This window comes from Pleomorphomonas sp. JP5, from assembly GCF_023721815.1.
In the GTDB taxonomy this organism is placed as follows: Bacteria; Pseudomonadota; Alphaproteobacteria; order Rhizobiales; family Pleomorphomonadaceae; genus Pleomorphomonas.
On the sequence record NZ_JAMDLI010000007.1, the window covers coordinates 905,816 to 924,405 of the forward strand.

Below are 18,590 nucleotides of genomic sequence, written 5' to 3' on the forward strand. Positions count from 1 at the left end.
GCCTCACACGAGTGGCTTGGTGGGGTCGAAGTAGGCGCTCGGCACGGTGATGCCCTTGGCGACGAGATCGTCAAGGAAGCGAGGCCGAATGCCGGTGGCGCGAAACTCGCCGACGACTGTCCCGTCTACCTCCGTACGCAGGCGATTGAAGCGGAAGATCTCCTGCATCTGGATGATGTCGCCCTCCATGCCGGTAATCTCCGAAATGGAGGTGACGCGACGTTTGCCGTCGGACAGACGGGTCAGTTGCAGGATCAGGTGGATGGCCGAGGCGATCTGCGAGCGGATGGAGGCGACGGTCATCGGCATGCCGGTCATGCCCAGCATCTGTTCGAGGCGTGAGATGGCGTCGCGCGGCGTGTTGGCGTGGATCGTGGCCATCGATCCTTCGTGGCCGGTGTTCATGGCCTGCAACATGTCAAAGGCCTCCTCGCCACGGCACTCGCCGAGAATGACGCGATCGGGTCGCATGCGCAGTGCGTTCTTGACGAGGTCGCGCTGGCGGATCTCGCCGTGGCCCTCGGTGTTGGCAGGGCGCGTTTCCATGCGGGCGACATGCGGCTGCTGCAGTTGCAGTTCGGCCGCATCCTCAATCGTGATCAGGCGCTCGTCCGGCGATATGAAGGCCGAGAGGGCGTTGAGCATGGTCGTCTTGCCGGTGCCGGTACCACCCGAGATCAGCGTGGTGACGCGCGCATTGACGGCCGCCGCCATCAACTCCCCCATCGGCTTGGCCAGCGCGCCGACATCGATCAGTCGATCGAGCGACAGCTTCTTCTTGGCGAACTTGCGGATGGAGACCAGGGGGCCGTCGACGGCGATCGGTCGGATCGCCGCGTTGAAACGCGAGCCATCGAGCATGCGGGCATCGCAGGTCGGGTGGCTTTCGTCGATGCGCCGGCCGACGGCCGCCACGATCTTGTTGATGATGCGCAAGAGGTGCGCCTCATCCTTGAAGGGAATGTTGATCGGCTCGAGCTTGCCGAAGCGCTCGACGAAGCAGTTCTGATGACCGTTGATCAGGATGTCGTTGATCGTTGGGTCGCGCATCACCGCTTCCAGCGGTCCGAGCCCCATCATCTCGTCGTAGACGGCGGTAACGAACTCGCCGAACTCCTGCTCGTTGAGTGCCAGGCGCTCTTCGGCGGCGAAGGCGCTCACCTGGCCGTAGAGTTCGCGCATCACCGCGTCGGGCGACAGCTTCTCGAGTTGGGAAAGGTTGAGGTCCTCGATCAGGCGCTTGTGCAGCTTGTCCTTGGCGGCGATCAGCTTCTCGTTGATCGGCTTGGGTAGCGGCAACGGCTCCATTTCGCGCAAGGGGGCTACCTGGATCAGCGATGCCGTCGACCGGTCGCTGGGCATCGTCGGTGGTGCGTCGCCCGATTGCAGGGTCTGGAAGCGGCTACGCATGACGCCTCCCCTTGATCCTGGCAGAGATGTCGGAGCGCTTCAGACGGGCGAGAATGGAGCGAAGAGGCGTCGTCCACGAGGGGGCGGCAAGCTCTGCCGGGTCGGCAATGATCGCTCTGAGGTCGGCGATCACCCGAGAGTTGGGAGCCACCTCGCCGAGGGGACGACCTTGATCCAGCGCCTCTCTCACGGCCTTGTAGTCGTTGGCGACCGAGCCGGCAAAGTCGTCTCCGAACAGCTCCTTGACCTCGGAAAGCGACACGCTTGGGCTCCCCTTGGCGTCGACGCGATTGAGGATGACGCCGAAGCGGGCGTTCTTGTGGACGCGTTCCCGGACGGCCTGTGCGAGTCGCTGCGCCTGTCGCAGTGCCGGCACCGTCATTTCGGTGGTGAGAAAGACGTGATCCGACCCTTGAAGAACCGAGTCGGTCCAGGGAAACCAGGTTCGGGGCAGGTCGATCACCACGTTGTCGAAATGCCCGGCGACGAGGTCGAGCAATCGTGCCACGAGATCCGGCCGGTAGCTGCGCATTTCCCAGGGGCAGGGCGGTGCCGAGACGATGGCAAGACCCGATTTGTGACGGCTCAGCATGACGTCGAGCAGCTTGCGGTCGAGCCGGTCCGGCTGGTTCTCGATCTCGGCGATGTCGAAATGCGGCTCGATGTCGAAATACTCGGCGCAGGAACCGTTCTGAAGGTTGAGATCGACGACGCATGTCGTCTGGTGGCGCCGCGCCGCTGCCTGATGAAGCAGCGCGGCCGCCTGCAGCGCCAGGGTCGTGTTACCCACTCCGCCGGCCGCCGGCAGGAAGGTATAGATCCGGGAGTCCGGGTAGGGATCGGCTTCGTCGCGACCAAGGCGGGTGAGCGTGTGGGCAAGGTCGGAGAGCACGACCGGCTTTACCAGGAAGTCCTGGAGTCGCAGCCTGAGGAAGCCGCGGGCCACCTCGGCGTCGAACACGCCGGTGACGGGGAGGAAGCGCACCGACGGCCCGGCTTGTCGATAGAGCTCGGACAGGCCGGCAACAGGGCCATCGGGAAAGGCGTCGAGGTCCGGGACGACGAGGCCGCAGGCCGGGTCAGCGAGTTCGTCGGACAGCTTGTCGGGTGTTCGTACCTTGAGGTCGCCCACGTTGGCGCCGGAGGTGCGAAGCGCGTCCGCCACGAGGACGGCGAAGTCCTTGTCGGCGGTGACGACGACGACGGTGCCGAAATTGATGGAGGTTTCGGCCATTGGCGTCATCGTACCAGGTCCAGGATGTAGCCACCGGTCGATGCGCCATTGGCGGCGAGATAGGCGGTCGGGTCGGGTGGAACTTCGGCATTGCCGCGTGCGAAAGCGTCGAGATCGCTGCCCGGCACTGCGCGATCGAACGGTGTGGCGATGGTGGCGCCGGCGCCGAGCGGATCGACGATGTGCGGAGTCACGATGATGACGAGGTCGGTTTCCGAACGCTTGTAGGCGGTGGAGCGGAACAAGTTGCCGAGCACCGGCACCGAGCCAAGCCAGGGCACGCGGTTGTTCGATACGGAGCGCGAGTTGGTGAGCAGGCCGGCGATCACGAAGCTCTGCCCGTCGCGCAGTTCCAGCGTCGAGTCCGAGCGTCGCACCTTGAGACCGGGAATGGTGATGCCGTTGATCGTCACCGCCGCCGAGTAGTCAATCTCGCTCACCTCCGGCTTGATGTTGAGGTGAATGAGGCCATTCGGCGCGACCGTCGGTGTGAAGTCCAGCCCCACGCCGAACTTCTTGAACTCGACCGAGATAGAGTTCTGGTCGCCGGCAACCGGCACCGGAAACTCGCCGCCGGCGAGGAAGCTGGAGGTCTGGCCGGACAACGCCACGAGGTTGGGTTCGGCAAGCGAGCGAGCGAGGCCGCGCGCCTCCAGCGCCTTCACGACCATGTCGACCGAGAGTCCGCCCGAGAGAACCTGGCTGACGATCTCGCCGAACGGCGTGGAACCGGAGGCGAGTGTCGAAGAGCCGACTCCCACTGCGATTCCGTCGCTCTGGACCGCCCAGCCCAGGCCCAGTTCACGACTGGCCGAACGCGTGGCTTCAAGGAAGCGGACCTTGAGCTGAACCTGCTTGCCGCCGCCGATGTCGACGGCATTGACGACTTTCTCACCGCCGAACTCCTTGGCGATGGCGCCGGCTTCGTCGATGGTCTTCTGGTCGGCCGCCATGCCCGACAGGACGATCGAGCCATTTGCCGAGGACACGTCAACCTTGGCGTCGGGCAGCTTTCGCTCAAGCGCCGCTTGCAGCCGGTCGGTGTGCAGGGAGATTTCGAAGTCGGCGGCGCCGACCACGTTGCGCTCCTTGTCGAACAGGACGATTCCGGTCACGCCCCCCTTCGAGCCGAGCACCATGAACGACTTGTCGGTGAGCGGCCAGGCGTCGGCCAGCGCCGGATCGCCAACGACGATTTCCGAGAAGGGGGTCGTCGTCACGATCATCTGCGGCACGCCCTTGGCAATCGAGAACGACTGGCCCGAGGTCGCAGCCGTCATCCGGATGGGCGAGGCGGCCTCGGCCGGCAAGGCGACGACCATGACGAGAGCGAGGAGAGCAATGACGTAGGAAGCTGCGCGCGTCGAGAGGGTCATTGCGGTTCTCCGGCGGCGATCGATGCTGGGGGAGGCGAGGGCGCTTCAACTGGCCCAGTCGGCGCGCCGGGTGGCGTCACGAGGCGGCTCGGACCGCCATCCCTCGCCGGTACGGAGTACTGGGTCAGTTCGGTTGCCCGCCGCACCCACACCGTGGCATCCGTTGCCGGCGAAGTCGGCGGTATCTCGGCCTTGGCGTTTTCGGTCTTGCGGGCCGTCGTGAGGTCGGCGACGCTGATGGGACGGAACGCCTCGGCTCTCACTTCGCCGGCGCGCCGGAGCACCAATGACAGGCTGCCGACGCTTTGGGCCAGCACCAGCTTCTGCGCGGCTTCCGGTGAAACTTCGACCGTCGCGGTATGCGCCACCATCGGTTCGGTGCTTTTTTCGTCGGCCATCTGGTCGATCGACAGGATGCGCACGTCCTGAAGAATGACCTCGGCAGTTTCGCCCGTGGTCAATACGACGTCGACCCGGTCGCCTGGCAGAACCAGACCTCCGACGCCGGCAACCTCGTTGACGCGGAGCGTCACGGCCCGGTTTCCGTCGGAGATCAGTCGGGAAACGGCGGCGCGTTCGCCGGGCCCCGTTAGCTTGGAGGCGAACAGTGGTTCGCCCTGCTCCAGCGGATAGAGCACGGTGCGGTCGCCGTCCTTGAACAGATCGTCCTTGGTCGCGAAGGCGCCGCTTGGCAGGTCACCGTTCGGCCAGGGGATCTCGCGGACCGCCTGGCGGGAAAGCGGTGCGCCGAAGCGCAAAGGCTTGGCGGCCACAACGAGAGTGCCGAAGGTCACCGACGGCCGCGCTGCCTCGATTTCCCTGATGCGCGCCGCCGAGGCGTTGTCGAGCCAGCGGCCGCCCGCCCAGATAGCACCGCCGCCGCAGGCGATGGCAAGCACGATCATGACCTTGAAATTGGCACGCATTGAGACACTCATCTTCAGATGCGCTCAGGCTAGCAGCTTTGCGATAAAGGCCGGTTCAATCGGTTCGTGGCTTTTCCGCAGTCATCTCAAGGTTTTGTTTACTCTTCCGAAGCCGGTTCTTCGCGGCTGCGGCTTGCGGCGGGCAGGAAGGGGGACTAAGCCGAGTGTCGACGGTTCATCGGGTGCGGAGGAAACAGTGTCGGCTTCTGAGGGCGTTTCAGGCGCGGCCGCGGCTGGCGGCATTCTGACGATCGGCGTCGAGGCCATCGTCGCCAACTGGCGCAGCCTTGCGGCCCGCGTAGCGCCGGCCCGTTCTGCCGCCGTGGTCAAGGCCGACGCCTACGGTTTGGGCGCCACGCTGCTGGTCGGCCCACTCTATGAGGCCGGCTGTCGCGATTTCTTCGTGGTCACGCTGTCGGAGGCCGGGGCGATCCGCCCGCTGCTGCCTCGTGATGCGACCATCTACGTCCTCAACGGTCTGATGCCGGGCACCGCTGCTGCCTACGGCGACGGAGTCCTGCCGGTCCTGAATTCGCTTTCCCAATGTCGCGCCTGGGCCGAAGCCAGTCGCGGCAGCCGGCCGTCGGTTATCCAGGTCGATACCGGCATGTCGCGTCTCGGCCTCGATGTCGCCGAGCAGCAAGCTCTTGCCGACGAACCCGGCCTGCTCGCAGCGACCGGCGGCCGTCTTGTCATGAGCCATCTTGCCTGCGCCGACGAGCCTGACAAGCCGGCGAGCGGCGAACAACTTGCCGCCTTCCGCGCCGCTCGCGCTCGTCTTCCGGGACTCGCCGGCTCGCTCTCCGCGTCAAGCGGCATCTTCCTCGGACCGGACTATCACTTCGATCTCACCCGCCCCGGCGCAGCGCTCTATGGCATCGAGACGAGCCCCCTGGCCACGGGCATCAAGCCGGTGGTCGACCTCAGAGTCAGGGTCGCCCAGCTTCGCGAGATCGAAACGGGCACCTCGGTCGGCTATGGCTACACCTTCCGCGCCAGCCGGACGACCCGCCTCGCCACCTTGGCGACGGGATACGCCGATGGCTGGTGGCGCCGCTTCTCTGGCGGCGCCGCGGCCGCCTTTCATGGCGATACGCGGCTGCCGTCGGTCGGGCGCGTCTCCATGGACAGCTTTTCGGTGGACATCAGCGCCCTTCCGGTCGGCACCCTCGCCGAGGGCGATCTCCTCGAGCTGATCGGTCCGCACCAGAGCGCCGACGATCTTGCCCGCGCCGCCGGCACCATCGGCTACGAGGTGCTGACCTCCCTCGGTCGACGCTACCACCGCGTTTACCGCTAACCGCTCAGGGGCGGGCGATCACCGCGAAAGCGCTGGCCCCGCCTGGCCATGGGCCGCCGGTCGCGAAATCGACGATCTCCACGCTGGAATAGCCGCCTGCCAGCACCTCCTCGGTGATGCTGGCAGGCGTGTAATACTGCATCCAGTTGTAGACCTGGAAAGTTCGGCCGGGCGCCGCGATGAGATAGCGGTCTAGACCGATCGCCTCGTTGCTGTAGAGGTGCGTCGTCTTGAAGCCGACATAGTCTCCGGCCGCCCAGAAGCCGTTCATCAGGCGCGGCGCGAAGATTGTCTCCTCGCTCAGCTCATCGAACATGCCGGTCGAGAAGACGTCGAACACGAAGATGCCGTCCGGTCGCAGCATGGCCTTGACCTTGGCGAGGATCAGCTTGCGCGCCTCCGGTGCCATTGCGCAGAAGTCGCCATAGATCATGGTGACGAGCCCTTGCCCTGAGGGCAGCTCGTCCTTGAGATAGTCGGCTCGCCGATAGTCGATGGACAGCTCCGCCGAGTCCGCCGCCTTGCGCGCGTAAGCCAGCGAGTTGGCCGAGAAGTCTAGACCGGTCACTTTGGCGCCTCTTTGGGCGTAGCGACTGGCATAGAGGCCGGGCCCACAGCCGAGATCGGCGACGGTCAGGCCGGAGAGCGGATGGCGTCGATCAAGCCAGTCGACGAAGGCGTCGATGACGCCCGGCCGTCGCGAGGCGAGGTCGCTGGTCTCGTCGAGATGAAAGCGCAGCATCTCCGTCGCGATATGCGGGTCGGTCCATAGCTGCTCGGTGGTCGATATGGAAAAGGGAGCGGGGCGGGCGAGAAATTCTGAGATGACTTCGTACATGATGGCGGCACGGTAGGCCTCGTCCGCCCCGAAATCTAGGTTCTGAAAAACACGGCCGCGTCTCGGTGGAACGCGGCCGTCCTGTTCAAGAGATCGGTCGATCAGGGTTGCTTGCCGATGTAGGCGAGAATGCCGCCGTCGACGTAGAGGATGTGGCCGTTGACGAAGTCCGAGGCTGACGAGGCGAGGAACACCGCCGGGCCCTTCAGATCGTCGGTGGTGCCCCAGCGGCCGGCCGGCGTCTTGGCGCGGATGAAGGCGTCGAACGGGTGGCCGGGCGCACGCAGCGGCGCGGTCTGTGGTGTCTCGACGTAGCCGGGGCCGATGCCGTTGCACTGGATGTTGAAGGCGCCATACTCGGAGGCGATGTTGCGGGTCAGCATCTTGAGGCCGCCCTTGGCGGCGGCGTAGGCCGACACCGTCTCGCGGCCGAGCTCGGACATCATCGAGCAGATGTTGATGATCTTGCCGCTGCCCTTCTTCATCATGCCTGGGATGACCGCCTTGGCGACGATGAACGGCGCCGTCAGGTCGATGTCGATCACCTGGCGGAAGTCCTTGACGTCCATCTCATGCATGGGGATGCGCTTGATGATGCCGGCGTTGTTGACCAGGATGTCGACGGTGCCGAGATCCTTCTCGATGTCGGCCACCAGCTTCTGCACGGCGGCCTCGTCGGTGACGTCGGCGATGTAGCCCCGGGCGTCGATGCCCGCCGCCTTGTAGGCGGCAAGCCCCTTGGCAAGGAACTCCTCGTTGATGTCGTTGAAGGCGATGGTGGCGCCAGCTTCGGCCAGCGCGCTGGCCAACGCGAAGCCGATGCCGTAGGAGGCGCCGGTGACGAGAGCCACTTTGCCTTCCAGGGAGAATGCGTTCGGATAGGTCATTGCAGTCAGTCCTTGCTCGGTTAGCGCAGGTCGCCGATGGCGATGTGGTCCATGTCGTCGAACGTCTGGTTTTCGCCGCCCATCGCCCAGATGAAGGTGTAGGCGCTGGTGCCGCAGCCAGCATGGATCGACCAGGAGGGCGAAATGACCGCCTGTTCGTTCTGCACCAGGATGTGTCGGGTCTGGTTGCCTTCGCCCATCATGTGGAAGACGGCCTGTCCCTCGGGAATGTTGAAATAGGTGTAGATCTCCATGCGGCGCTCGTGGGTGTGGGCCGGCATGGTGTTCCAGACGCTTCCAGGCGCGAGCTGGGTGAGACCCATGGAAAGCTGGCAGGTCTCCAGCACGTCTGGATGGATGAACTGGTTGATGACGCGCTTGTTGGCGGTCGCCTCGTCGCCAAGCGGCTTCTTCTTGGCGTCCGTCATCGACAGGAAGGTGGTCTTGCAGGCTTTATGTGCCGGCGCCGACACCATGTAGAACTTGGCCGGCGCCTTGGGATCGTCGCTCCGGAAGGCGACCGACTTGGTACCCTTGGTGATGTAAAGACAGTCCTGGAAGCCGAGCTGGAAGGTTTCGCCGTCGGCTTCGATGGAGCCGGCCCCGCCGATGTTGAAGATGCCGATCTCGCGGCGCTCCAGCACGTAGGCGGTGCCGAAGTTCTTCATGCAATCGATGCCCTTGTCGAGCGGCACCGCCTCGTTGACCGGCTTGCAGCCGAGCGTGACCATGCGGTCGACATGGGAGTAGACGGCGACCACCTCGTCATCGCGGTAGAGGTTCTCGATCAGGAACTCCGCGCGCGTTTCCTCGGTGGTGTAGCGCTTGAAGTCCTTCTGGTTGGCCGAATAGCGAATATCCATTGGTGTCTCCGATGGTGAGAGGTGAGGCGATCAGGCCTGGATCTTGACGACGACCTTGCGGACCTTGGCAGGTGCGCCCATGGCGCACCCGGGCCTGTGGATGTCGGTGGGGTGGAAGATGGCGTAGGCGCCGGTGCCCAGAACGAGATCGGTCTCGTCGGCCACCGTGGCGAAGAACTGAATGTCGCGGCTTTCCAGAAGATCCTCCGACACCGGATTGTTGCCGGCGAGAGGCGCATAGCCGATGAGCTCTCGGCCGCTCGCCACGTACTGGATGTCGATGTAAAGGGCATGGGATTCGGGACGCTTGTCGGCCTTGGGCACCGTCTCGTAGTCCTGGATCAGAGCGAACAGGCGATCGCCGTCGATGTCGACGCGGCCGGCTGGCAAGGCGTTGATGTCGGTCTCCGCGAGAAAACGAAGCCCTCGCCGGATGTCCTCGGGCAGGTTGGCGGCGTCGCGGTCGAGCGTGGCGATATGACTGAGATACATCGGCTTTCTCCGGGAAGCGATTTTGGGGTCGGCGCTTGGCGTCGGCCCCTCCGCGATTATTCGGCCGCTTGCAGCTTTTCGACCGGAAGGGGTGCTGGGGCGGCGCTTCTGACACGCTTGGCCCAGATGCCGGTCAGGATCGGCACCAGGATCGCCGTGGTGAGACAGGCGGCGGCGACCAGCGAGGTGGCGGCGGCGGCGGCCGGTTTGAAGGCAGGCACCATCTCCGCGATGATCATCGGGTTGGCGACCGCCGCTCCGGCGGTGGAGGAAGCCGCGAGGCCGGCGGTGCCGTTGCCGCCGCCGATCAACTTGTCGGCCAACATCAGCGGAATGCCAGTGATGATGATGACGATGACGCCGAGCAGGATGCCGCCAAGGCCGGTCTGGGCGATGACATGCAGGTCGATGCCGTTACCGAGCGCGAAGCCGATGAACGGGATCAGCGTATGCACGCACTTGCCGAAGAAGTCCTTCAGGTCCTTGTCGAGGTTGCCGAGCAGGAAACCGACCAGGAAGGGCAGCACGGCGCCGACGAACAGATGCGGCTCGAAGGTGGCGACGCCGGCGGCGCCCAGGATGAACATCGACACCAGTGGGCCGGATTCGATCGACATCAGAACGAAGGCGCCAGCTTCTTCCTTGGTGCCGTACTGCTGCATCACCGCCGCATAGAGGCCGCCGTTGGTCATATCCATCGCGGCGCAGATGGCCAGCGCAGAAAAGCCGGCGAAGAGCCCGGCCTGCACGCCTTCGATCGGCAGGAACTGGGCGGCGGCGTAGGTGGCGGCCCAGGCGATCAGCGTCTTGACGATGACGAGATTGCCAGACTTGCGCAGCACGGTGCCGGTCGCACGGAGGTCGATTGTGGCGCCCATGCAAAAGAACCACACGGCGAGGATCGGCACCGTTCCGGAAACCAGTCCGTTGGTGAAGGAACCGAAGTACTTGCCGGCTTCCGGATAGAAGGTCTTGCACAGTGCGCCGAGGATCAGCGGCACCAGCATCAGCCCGCCAGGGACCTTATCGATCGTCTTCTTGATGTTCATGATGACCTGTCATCTCCAGCGTGTGGAATGGTATTGGAGCTGTCGGCTTATCGACGCCGGGCGATCTCGTCGGCGAAGACGTCGGGGGTGGCGTCTTTCGGAATGATGGCGCCCCGGTGTTGCACGACGGCGCCTGCGACCGCGTGGGCGCGAAGCGCGGCGTCCGCTGGCGCGAGACCGAGGCTACGACCGAGGAGATAGGCGGCCGAGAAGCTGTCGCCAGCGGCGGTGGTGTCGACCACCTTGTCGACGGCGGTGGCGGGTACGGTCTCGATCTTGCCGCCGTGGACGATCGTGCAGGGTTTGGCGCCGTCCTTGATCACCACTTCGAGGCGCGGATTGGCCGCGAAGTGACTGGCGCCGGCCTCCGGCGTTGGGGCGATGCCGAGGACTTCGAGTTCTTCGACCGTCACCAGGACGCGGCTTGCGAAAGCGATGACCTCTTCATAGGTGGCGCGCGTCGTCTCGACGTTCTCCCAAAGAAGCGGACGGTAGTTGCAATCGAAGTCGACGGCGACGCCATCGCGAGCGAGTTCGCCGAGGCGAGTGATGATACGAGCCCGGCTTTGCGGCTTCAGCACCGCGAGACTGATCCCGGAGAGGTAGATGTTGCTGTAGCCCGAAAGCGCGGTGAGGATGACATCGGACCCGTCGGTCTCGAATGTCTCGCGAACGGCGGCTTCGCCGCGCCAGTAATAGAATCGGCGCTCGCCGGCGGTATCGGTTTTGATGAAGTAGAGGCCGGGGCGACGCCCCGGGCGACGCAGCACCAGTCGGTCGCCGACACCCTGGCTGCGCCAGAAAGCGGCCATAGCATCGCTGAACGGGTCGTCACCGATGGCGCTGACATAGTCGACGAAGCTGCCGAGTTCCGTTCCAAGCCGCGCCATGTAGGCCGCCGTGTTGAAGGTGTCGCCACCGAAGGACTGCGTGATGCCGCCGTCGGGTCGCTCCTGCAGCTCGACCATGCATTCTCCGATGGCTGCCACGCGGATGTCCTTGGTCACATCATCCTCCGATCGCTCGCCGTTCGAGCTCCGGGAGGGCGCTTGGCCTCCCCCATCCGTCTTGCTGGCTGCAACATCTACTTGCTGCCGCTCCAAGTCAATACGCATTAATCCATGTCTATATTCTGGAATCGCGTACACATCGAAAGTCTATATAGGACTCAAGGTACAGATAATCTGAAAATTCGCGTGGTTTTATTAAAGTATAAATTTCGACATGAGTTGGGTGTCGCATAATATATACAATCTTATATACAAGATATATAAGGTATATGCGGGCATGATCGTCGTTATGTTTATTGATGAGTCGTTTTGGCGTGTTGGGAGGACTGCCGAGGAATTCCGGTATGGTCGGCTGGCGTCAGGTTTCCACTTGAGGCGGACCGACTTATGCTGGAAAGGCGCGCGACCTTTGGTCGGCGGGCGTATCCGTATCGCCCCTGATCCGCGAGCTTGGCACTAACCCGCTCTGACTATTTTTCATATATCTGAAATACGAGATGGAGTCGGTTTGCCATCAGCGGAGTGGCGCGACGGACGGGCGGCAGGCGCACCTCTCCGTCGGCCTCCTCGGGGAATCGACTGCGCATACGGCCACTAGGGCAGCCCATGGAGCGGACCCGATGACGACATGGACCATGAACGACAGTGGACGATCCCCGGTCGCCGCTGCGCCGGCTGGTGAGACGGCCGCCCAGTTGGTTCACCGCCGGCTGAGGGATGACATCGTGTCCATGCGTCGTCGTCCGGGTGACGTCATTTTCGAAAAAGAGATCGCCATCGAAGCCCGCGTCAGCCGGACGCCGGTTCGCGAAGCGCTTCTCCGCCTTGCCGACGAGAAGCTGATCGAGATCGTACCCAAGTCCGGAACCATGGTCTCCCGGATTCCGGCCGAGATTCTGCCCGAAATCATCGTTGCTCGCGCTGCGCTCGAGGCGGTGACCGTACGGGCGGCGGCCGAGAGCGCCAAAGGCTCCGACATAGCCGGCCTCAGGGCGATCATCGAACGCCAACGCGAGGCGCTTGCCACCGGGGATATCGACGGCTTCCATGCTTCCGACGAGCTCATGCACCGGGCCATTGCCGAGGCGGGCAAGCTGCCGGGCCTGTGGGCGATGATCGTTCAGATCAAGGTTCAGCTCGACCGCTACCGCCGCCTGACCTTGCCTCAGCCGCATCGTATGGAGCGGGCGCTCGGCGAGCACGAAGAGATTGTCGACGCCATCGCCGATCGCGACCCGGCAGTGGCTGCGGCGGCCATGGATCGGCATCTTGATGGACTTCGCATCAGCCTCGCGCCGATCCGTGAGCTCAATCCAGACTATTTCTCGGGCGACGTCGGTGCCGTTTACGAGCGCTGGGCCGGCGAAACGGCCTGACCGTACCAAGGGACGCCTCCACGTCCTGTCGCAGACCTTCTTAAGTAAACAAACTTATATGCTTTCGTATTATGCAGGTTGGTCTCAGGATTGACTGCAATTCGTGCGTGACAAACACAGGTTTTGCCTTGAGCCTATAGAGGTGGGAAGCCGGTATCCTCCCTGCCGGCCCCGACCTGAGGAGCCATGGCATGATCGTGGCAGTCCGCCAACCGCCTCGCCTCGCCCCCGTCGAGACGTCACCTGTTGTTCGCCGTGAAGGCCGGCAGAGCGCCGAGATGGTGCTGTTCGGCCTTTACGAGATATCGAAGATACTCAACGCGCCCGTTCGTCTCGAAAGCATGCTGGCGAGCGTCGTCAATATCCTTACGTCCTTCCTCGCCATGCGGCGCGGCATGATCGTCGTCATCGACGAGATTGGCGAACCGGAGATCGTGGCCACGGCCGGCTGGGCCGGCGAGGTGAAGGGGCGCCCGATCGACAGCCTTCCGCAGGCGGTCATCGATCGCATCGTCGCGACGCAGACGTCGCTCGTCGTTCAGGATACGGCCACCGACCCGCTGTTCGCCGATACGCCGGCCGCCCACGACCCCAGCCGCGTTTCTTTTGTCGGTGTGCCGATCAAGGACGATGTCAAGGTGATCGGGACGCTCAGCATCGACCGCGTCTGGGACGGCTCGACCGACATCCGCATCGACGAGGACCTGCGCTTCCTCGCCATGGTCGCCAATCTCGTCGGGCAGGCGGTGCGTCTCCACCGTATCGTCGCTGCCGACCGCAAGCGCCTGATCGACGAGCGGTCACGCCTAGAGAAGGCGCTCGACGAAAAGCCCAAGCCGGCCCGAGTCCGGGTCAGCATCGGCGGCATCGTCGGCGACAGTCCGTCGGTGCGTCGCGTGATGGAGACGATCTCCATCGTCGCGCCGTCCAACTCCACGGTGCTATTGCGCGGGGAGAGCGGCACCGGCAAGGAGCTGTTCGCGCGCGCCATCCACGAACTGTCCAGCCGCAAGGCCAAGCCTTTCGTCAAGCTCAACTGCGCGGCCGTTTCCGAGAGCGTGCTCGAGTCCGAGCTGTTCGGCCACGAGAAGGGCGCCTTCACCGGGGCCATAGCTCTCAAGCCGGGCCGTTTCGAGCTTGCCAATGGTGGAACGTTGTTGCTCGACGAGATCGGCGAGATCTCGACAGCCTTCCAGTCGAAGCTGCTGCGCGTTCTGCAAGAGGGCGAGTTCGAGCGTGTCGGCGGCACCCGGACGCTGAAGGTTGACGTCCGTCTCATCTGCGCCACCAATCGCGATCTCGAAGCGGCCGTTGCAAAGGGCGACTTCCGCGCCGACCTCTACTATCGCATCAACGTCGTTCCGGTGTTTCTGCCGCCCCTGCGCGAAAGGCCCGGCGACATTCCGTTGCTTGCCCGCGCCTTTCTGGACCGCTTCAACCGCGAGAACAGCCGTCGCCTGAACATAACCGACAAGGCGCTCGATCTGCTGGGCAAGTGTTACTTCCCGGGCAACGTGCGCGAGCTGGAGAACTGCGTCCGCCGCACGGCGACGCTCTCCCGCAGCGACACCATCCGCCGCGAGGACTTTGCCTGCGCGCACGGCGAGTGCCTTTCGGCGACCTTGTGGACCGGCGCCCACCACGTGACGGCCGACGAACAGCTCACGGCCTTGAAGCGCGGCGAGGTTCTGGTGCCCGGTCTCAGGCCACCGGTGCCGCTACCGCCGACGGCGCGGCCACACGATTCGGTGGCCTACGCCGAGCCGCAAGCCGAAAGTCCGCTGTGCGAGCATGCCGGTCCCGACTGCCCTGCCATAGGTCATCGCGCGGGCGAGAAGGAGCGGCTGATCGATGCCATGGAGAAATCCGGCTGGGTGCAGGCCAAGGCAGCGCGTATCCTCGGCTTGACGCCCCGCCAGATCGGCTACGCGCTCAAGAAGCATCGCGTCGAGCTGAAGAGGTTCTGATCGTTCCTGTCGGAAGTCCGACAAGGGTGTGTCGCGTCACCGCCGCCCTTTGGAGGTTTTGATCTCATAACCGACTGAAAATAAAGGCATGAATTTTTGGCACATGCCTTGCGATGCCCATGGCGGACCTTTCACGGAGATCTCGCCATGGCCATGTCCATCAATGCCGACGATTGCACCACCTGCGGTGCCTGCGAGTGCGAATGCCCTTCCAAGGCCATCCGCATGAAGGGGGGCGTCTACGTCATCGACCCGCAGAAATGCACGGAGTGCGAGGGTGTAGCCGCCGCGCCGCAGTGCGACGACGTGTGCCCGTCCGGCGCCATTGCCAAGGCAGCCTGACATGCCCTTCGTCGAGCGGGAGCCGGAGATCGAAATCGATGGGCCGCCCCGCTTCCACCCCGGCGACAAGGTGATCGCGCGCCTCAACGTGAAGAACGACGGCACCTTCCCCGGACGCGATATCGGCGAGCGCCTCGTCCACAAGGGCGACGTCGGCTACGTGCGGGACATCGGCACCTTCCTTCAGCAGTTCTACATCTATGCGGTCGAGTGGGTCGATCGCGGTGTCTTGGTCGGCATGCGCGCGCGCGAACTCGGCGCGCTCGATGCCCTTGAGAGGACGGAGCGTTCCGCGCCATGAAAGTGATGATCCGCCAGTCTGCAAAGGGGCTGTCCGCCTACGTCGCCAAGAAGGACCTCGAAGAGCCCATCGTCTCGCAGGAGAGGGACGATCTCTGGGGCGGCGCCGTCACCCTGAAGAACGGCTGGGTGCTGGATCTTCCCGACATGCCCTCCGAAACCCGCCTGCCGGTGACCGTCAACGCCCGCCGACGCGGCGAGGACGACTGACATGAGCGCGCTCCTTGCCGGCGGCCAGCTTCAGACCATCTCCGGCGAGGCCGCGCGCGCCGCGCTGACCGATCTGCGCGCCGACCTTCTGGCCGATCGCCTCGCCCCCTACCTTGGCCCTGGTCTTCTGACGCTCGAAGGGGCATCGCCCGTCCCGGCTTCGCCGGAGGACGTCGCCGCCGCGCTGCAGAAGCGAGTGCCCGTCCCCGGCCGCATCCGTGGCAACATGTGGGCCGTCGCCCAATATATCGAAAGCCATCGCCACCGGCGTACGTTGAAGAAGCTGATGGTCGACGTCTTTGCCGGGGAACCCAGCCCTTCGGCCTTCCATCGCTATCTGGCCAAGCTTCCTCTCAGCCTCGTGGTCGACAGCTGGTACGACGGCACGCTGGCTGCCGCCATGGCGGATGCCGGGCGGACCGACGTCGTGGACGTGCAGGGGCAGTCGCGCGCCGCTCTCGGCGAGGATCGCTGGTATCGCTCCATCGATCTTGCTGGTGCCGACGCCGAGCCGGATAACGCGAGGACGCTGCTCTACAGGCCGCATGGCGGCATACGGCCGATTGGCGACGTGCTGGTTTCCGACAGCGATTACGTCGAGTCTCTGACGGAGATCGACATCCAGACGCCGATCCCGGAGGAGGTTCGCGCGCGACGGTCGACGCGCGGATTCCTGTTCCTCGGCTGTCGCTTTCACGACCAGATGCTCCGGACCTACGCGCGCCAGATCGTCAAGCGATCGGCGGGGCCGCATGCCTGTGTGGCCGACCTTGCGACACTGACAGTCAATGAGCGCCGCTTCCTGGCCGCCGAAGGGATTGCGGTGATCGACCTGCCGCTTGCGGAGGCGATGCAAAGCCTCGTTGGATGACGCCGTGCCCAGCCACGAGAAGCAGATTCAAGCCCAGGGGGGCGTGGCTCTTTTCAGTGCGGTACACCTTTTGAGCCACAACACCCTCTTGCTGTCGGCGGACTCTTTGAGGGGCTACGCGAGGCCCCTTACATGAAGTCCCGGGCAATCGTCTTGGCAAACGATTTCTCGGAGACCTTTTCGTCGCCGTCATATGCGGTCACCGTTGCCGACAACTTCCAGTCCGTCGCCGTACAGGACAGAGCGGTGTCGATCACCGTGCGAACAAACCAGCCTGGCCGCTCCATCTCACAGGTCCAAAGACTGCGGCCGGTCATGCTCAGGGGATCGTCGGGGGAGATCGACCAAGTCTCGTCGCGCACTTCGCGGACGGCAAGACCGGTCTGCGGGTGCTCCTCGCAGCCACGATCCTCGAAGATGCGGTAATCCGTGCGATTGTCGGTCAGGTTGCGGCTTACCGATCGCTCGGTCCGTCCAGGTACGCGGGTGATGTACTTTGGCAGCGGATCGGGATCGGCCGGTTCCGGCATGTCGATCCCCTCATGCGTCCCCAGAAGGGGAAGGTCGAGCCTGAGGCTCGCCCGGTCGATGGTCAGCGCGGCGTCTGACGGCGGCGGTAGGATCATCGGCCAATAGGCGGAGGAAAGCGCCAGCCGCAGCCGATGGCCGGACTTCAGCCGATAGCCGCAGGCATCGAGTGTCAGTGACACCTCGACCTTTTCGCCCGGCGGCATGGCGGCGGGAAACTCGTCGCTCTCCCGATGCGTGAGATTGAGCACGCCGAAGGCGATGCGGTAAGCCGTGCCGTCGGGATGGACGTCGACCAGTCGCGCGACGAAATTGGCGATGGCGGCGTCGGAAGCAAGCCGCAGGGTCAGGACCGGTTGCCCGAGGAGCTCGAGATCCGCCTCCATCGGTTGCGTCTCGAAACAGAGCGACGCTCCGTCATCGAAGCGCTGGTCACCCGCCATCTGCGCGTCGGGCTTTAGGGTGAAATATTCGCCGCTTGTCGTGCCGGTATCCAGGGGCGACTTCAGAACGATATCGCCGGGAGCTCCCGCCACTCCGTCGCCAGGGACGAGGCAACCGGTCGCGTCGAGGCACTGCCGGAGCATCTCCGGCTTGCTCCAGTGAGGAAGAGCGATCCAACGCCCCGGATCGAAGTCGCGCCATGGCGCCGGGCGCGCCTCTTCCATGATGTAGGCTCTCACCTGCGGCAGGTTCTCGGCGCCGTTTTGCTCGCCCTTGAGCCAACGGTTCCACCAGCGGACCGCCTCGTTGAGAAAGTCGGCTCGTGGCTTGGGCCAGGCGAAATGCGGGTATTTGTGGATCCAGGGGCCGACAATGGCCTTGGCCTTGTCGCCAAGGCCTTCGACGGCTTTCCAAGGCGTGTTGCGGTAGCCATCGGCCCAACCGGCAATCACCAGCGCGGGAATGGTCACGTCATCGAAGGCCTCGCAAATGGAGGCATGCTTCCAGAAGGCATCCCGGCGTTGGTGTGCCAGCCAGTCTTCCAGGAAAAAGGGCTCGTTCTCCAGCCTTTCGAGCCACATGGCCTTCCAGCGATCGCCGACCAGGGCAGGATCGGGCGAGCGAGACTGGTAGGCGAGCATGTTCGCCGCCCAGGAAAGGTTGGAGTAGAGGTGACAGCCATTCTTGTAGTGGATGTCGTCGTTGTATCGATCAACCGTCGACGCGATGGAGATCACGGCCTTGAGGGCAGGGGGACGCAAGGCGGCGGTTTGCAGACAGTTGAAGCCGCCCCAGGAGATTCCCATCATTCCGACCGAACCGTTGCACCAGGGGCGACTGGCGATCCAGCCGATCACCTCGGCGGCGTTGGCCAGCTCAAGCGGTGTGTACTCGCCGTCGATGACGCCTTCCGACTCGCCAGACCCGCGAATGTCGACACGGACACCGGCGATCCGGTTCCGCGCGAAGGTGGGATAGGTGGATTCGTCGCGCGGACTGGTACCGTCACGCTTGCGGTAGGGCAGGAACTCCAGAACTGCGGGAACCGGGTCGGCCTCGGCTCCCTCGGGCATCCAGATGCGGGCGGCGAGGTGGGTGCCGTCGCCAAGGGGGATCCATTCGTTTTCGATGACGGTGAAGTCGCTGTCGGTCATGGAGATCGGTCCG

18 protein-coding genes are annotated in these 18,590 nt (G+C 64.3%); 7 read left to right on the forward strand and 11 right to left on the reverse strand.

The window, feature by feature from the left end:
- Positions 1 to 3: 3 nt before the first annotated feature.
- From M4J40_RS11120 to cpaB, 4 genes are read right to left on the reverse strand one after another with little or no spacing between them, the layout of a single operon-like run.
- Entirely contained in the window at positions 4 to 1,410 is a 1,407-nt protein-coding gene (locus M4J40_RS11120; protein ID WP_251754195.1) for a CpaF family protein, read from the reverse strand.
- Positions 1,403 to 2,644, reverse strand: a complete 1,242-nt coding sequence (locus M4J40_RS11125; protein WP_251754196.1) for a response regulator receiver protein — start codon at positions 2,642 to 2,644, stop codon at positions 1,403 to 1,405. Before M4J40_RS11125 ends, M4J40_RS11120 begins: the two co-directional genes overlap by 8 nt.
- Positions 2,645 to 2,649: 5 nt before the next feature.
- Positions 2,650 to 4,020: a type II and III secretion system protein family protein gene (locus M4J40_RS11130; protein WP_251754197.1), complete on the reverse strand. Its 1,371-nt coding sequence runs from the start codon at positions 4,018 to 4,020 to the stop codon at positions 2,650 to 2,652.
- On the reverse strand, positions 4,017 to 4,946 hold the full coding sequence (gene cpaB / locus M4J40_RS11135; RefSeq protein WP_251754198.1) for a Flp pilus assembly protein CpaB: 930 nt from the start codon (positions 4,944 to 4,946) through the stop codon (positions 4,017 to 4,019). The genes M4J40_RS11130 and cpaB overlap by 4 nt, the downstream gene beginning before the upstream one ends.
- A gap of 196 nt (positions 4,947 to 5,142) precedes the next feature.
- Between cpaB and alr the strand changes: the two genes are divergently transcribed.
- On the forward strand, positions 5,143 to 6,246 hold the full coding sequence (gene alr, locus M4J40_RS11140; protein WP_251754199.1) for an alanine racemase: 1,104 nt from the start codon (positions 5,143 to 5,145) through the stop codon (positions 6,244 to 6,246).
- 4 nt (positions 6,247 to 6,250) lie between these two features.
- Here alr and M4J40_RS11145 read toward each other — a convergent pair whose 3' ends face one another.
- The 6 genes from M4J40_RS11145 to M4J40_RS11170 form a co-directional block, all read right to left on the reverse strand.
- The gene (locus M4J40_RS11145; protein WP_251754200.1) at positions 6,251 to 7,084 is read right to left on the reverse strand and encodes a class I SAM-dependent methyltransferase; all 834 of its coding nucleotides are present in this window, start codon (positions 7,082 to 7,084) and stop codon (positions 6,251 to 6,253) included.
- 101 nt (positions 7,085 to 7,185) lie between these two features.
- Complete coding sequence (locus M4J40_RS11150; protein WP_251754201.1) at positions 7,186 to 7,971, reverse strand: gluconate 5-dehydrogenase; 786 nt, start codon at positions 7,969 to 7,971, stop codon at positions 7,186 to 7,188.
- Between the two features lie 20 nt (positions 7,972 to 7,991).
- Complete coding sequence (gene kduI / locus M4J40_RS11155; RefSeq protein WP_251754202.1) at positions 7,992 to 8,834, reverse strand: 5-dehydro-4-deoxy-D-glucuronate isomerase; 843 nt, start codon at positions 8,832 to 8,834, stop codon at positions 7,992 to 7,994.
- Between the two features lie 30 nt (positions 8,835 to 8,864).
- Positions 8,865 to 9,326: a YhcH/YjgK/YiaL family protein gene (locus tag M4J40_RS11160; protein ID WP_251754203.1), complete on the reverse strand. Its 462-nt coding sequence runs from the start codon at positions 9,324 to 9,326 to the stop codon at positions 8,865 to 8,867.
- A gap of 56 nt (positions 9,327 to 9,382) precedes the next feature.
- A complete protein-coding gene (gene kdgT, locus M4J40_RS11165) occupies positions 9,383 to 10,375 on the reverse strand; it encodes a 2-keto-3-deoxygluconate transporter (RefSeq protein WP_251754204.1) in 993 nt (330 codons plus the stop codon).
- Positions 10,376 to 10,422: 47 nt separating this feature from the next.
- Positions 10,423 to 11,382, reverse strand: a complete 960-nt coding sequence (locus M4J40_RS11170) for a PfkB family carbohydrate kinase (protein ID WP_251754205.1) — start codon at positions 11,380 to 11,382, stop codon at positions 10,423 to 10,425.
- A gap of 623 nt (positions 11,383 to 12,005) precedes the next feature.
- Here M4J40_RS11170 and M4J40_RS11175 point away from each other — a divergent pair.
- From M4J40_RS11175 to M4J40_RS11200, 6 genes are all read left to right on the forward strand, one after another.
- Positions 12,006 to 12,761, forward strand: a complete 756-nt coding sequence (locus M4J40_RS11175) for a GntR family transcriptional regulator (RefSeq protein ID WP_251754206.1) — start codon at positions 12,006 to 12,008, stop codon at positions 12,759 to 12,761.
- A 191-nt stretch (positions 12,762 to 12,952) separates the two neighbouring features.
- Entirely contained in the window at positions 12,953 to 14,728 is a 1,776-nt protein-coding gene (nifA, locus tag M4J40_RS11180) for a nif-specific transcriptional activator NifA (RefSeq protein ID WP_311134107.1), read from the forward strand.
- 147 nt (positions 14,729 to 14,875) lie between these two features.
- A complete protein-coding gene (locus M4J40_RS11185; RefSeq protein WP_251727553.1) occupies positions 14,876 to 15,070 on the forward strand; it encodes a 4Fe-4S binding protein in 195 nt (64 codons plus the stop codon).
- Between the two features lies 1 nt (position 15,071).
- Positions 15,072 to 15,371, forward strand: coding sequence for a nitrogen fixation protein NifZ (locus M4J40_RS11190; RefSeq protein ID WP_251754207.1), 300 nt, complete (start codon positions 15,072 to 15,074; stop codon positions 15,369 to 15,371).
- Entirely contained in the window at positions 15,368 to 15,580 is a 213-nt protein-coding gene (gene nifT, locus M4J40_RS11195) for a putative nitrogen fixation protein NifT (RefSeq protein WP_251754208.1), read from the forward strand. Before M4J40_RS11190 ends, nifT begins: the two co-directional genes overlap by 4 nt.
- 1 nt (position 15,581) lies before the next feature.
- Entirely contained in the window at positions 15,582 to 16,451 is an 870-nt protein-coding gene (locus tag M4J40_RS11200) for an SIR2 family protein (RefSeq protein ID WP_251754209.1), read from the forward strand.
- A 128-nt stretch (positions 16,452 to 16,579) separates the two neighbouring features.
- Here the strand turns inward: M4J40_RS11200 and M4J40_RS11205 are convergent, their stop codons facing one another.
- Positions 16,580 to 18,577 carry a CocE/NonD family hydrolase gene (locus tag M4J40_RS11205; protein ID WP_251754210.1) on the reverse strand — a complete coding sequence of 666 codons (1,998 nt, stop codon included), beginning with the start codon at positions 18,575 to 18,577 and terminating at the stop codon, positions 16,580 to 16,582.
- Positions 18,578 to 18,590: the final 13 nt, after the last annotated feature.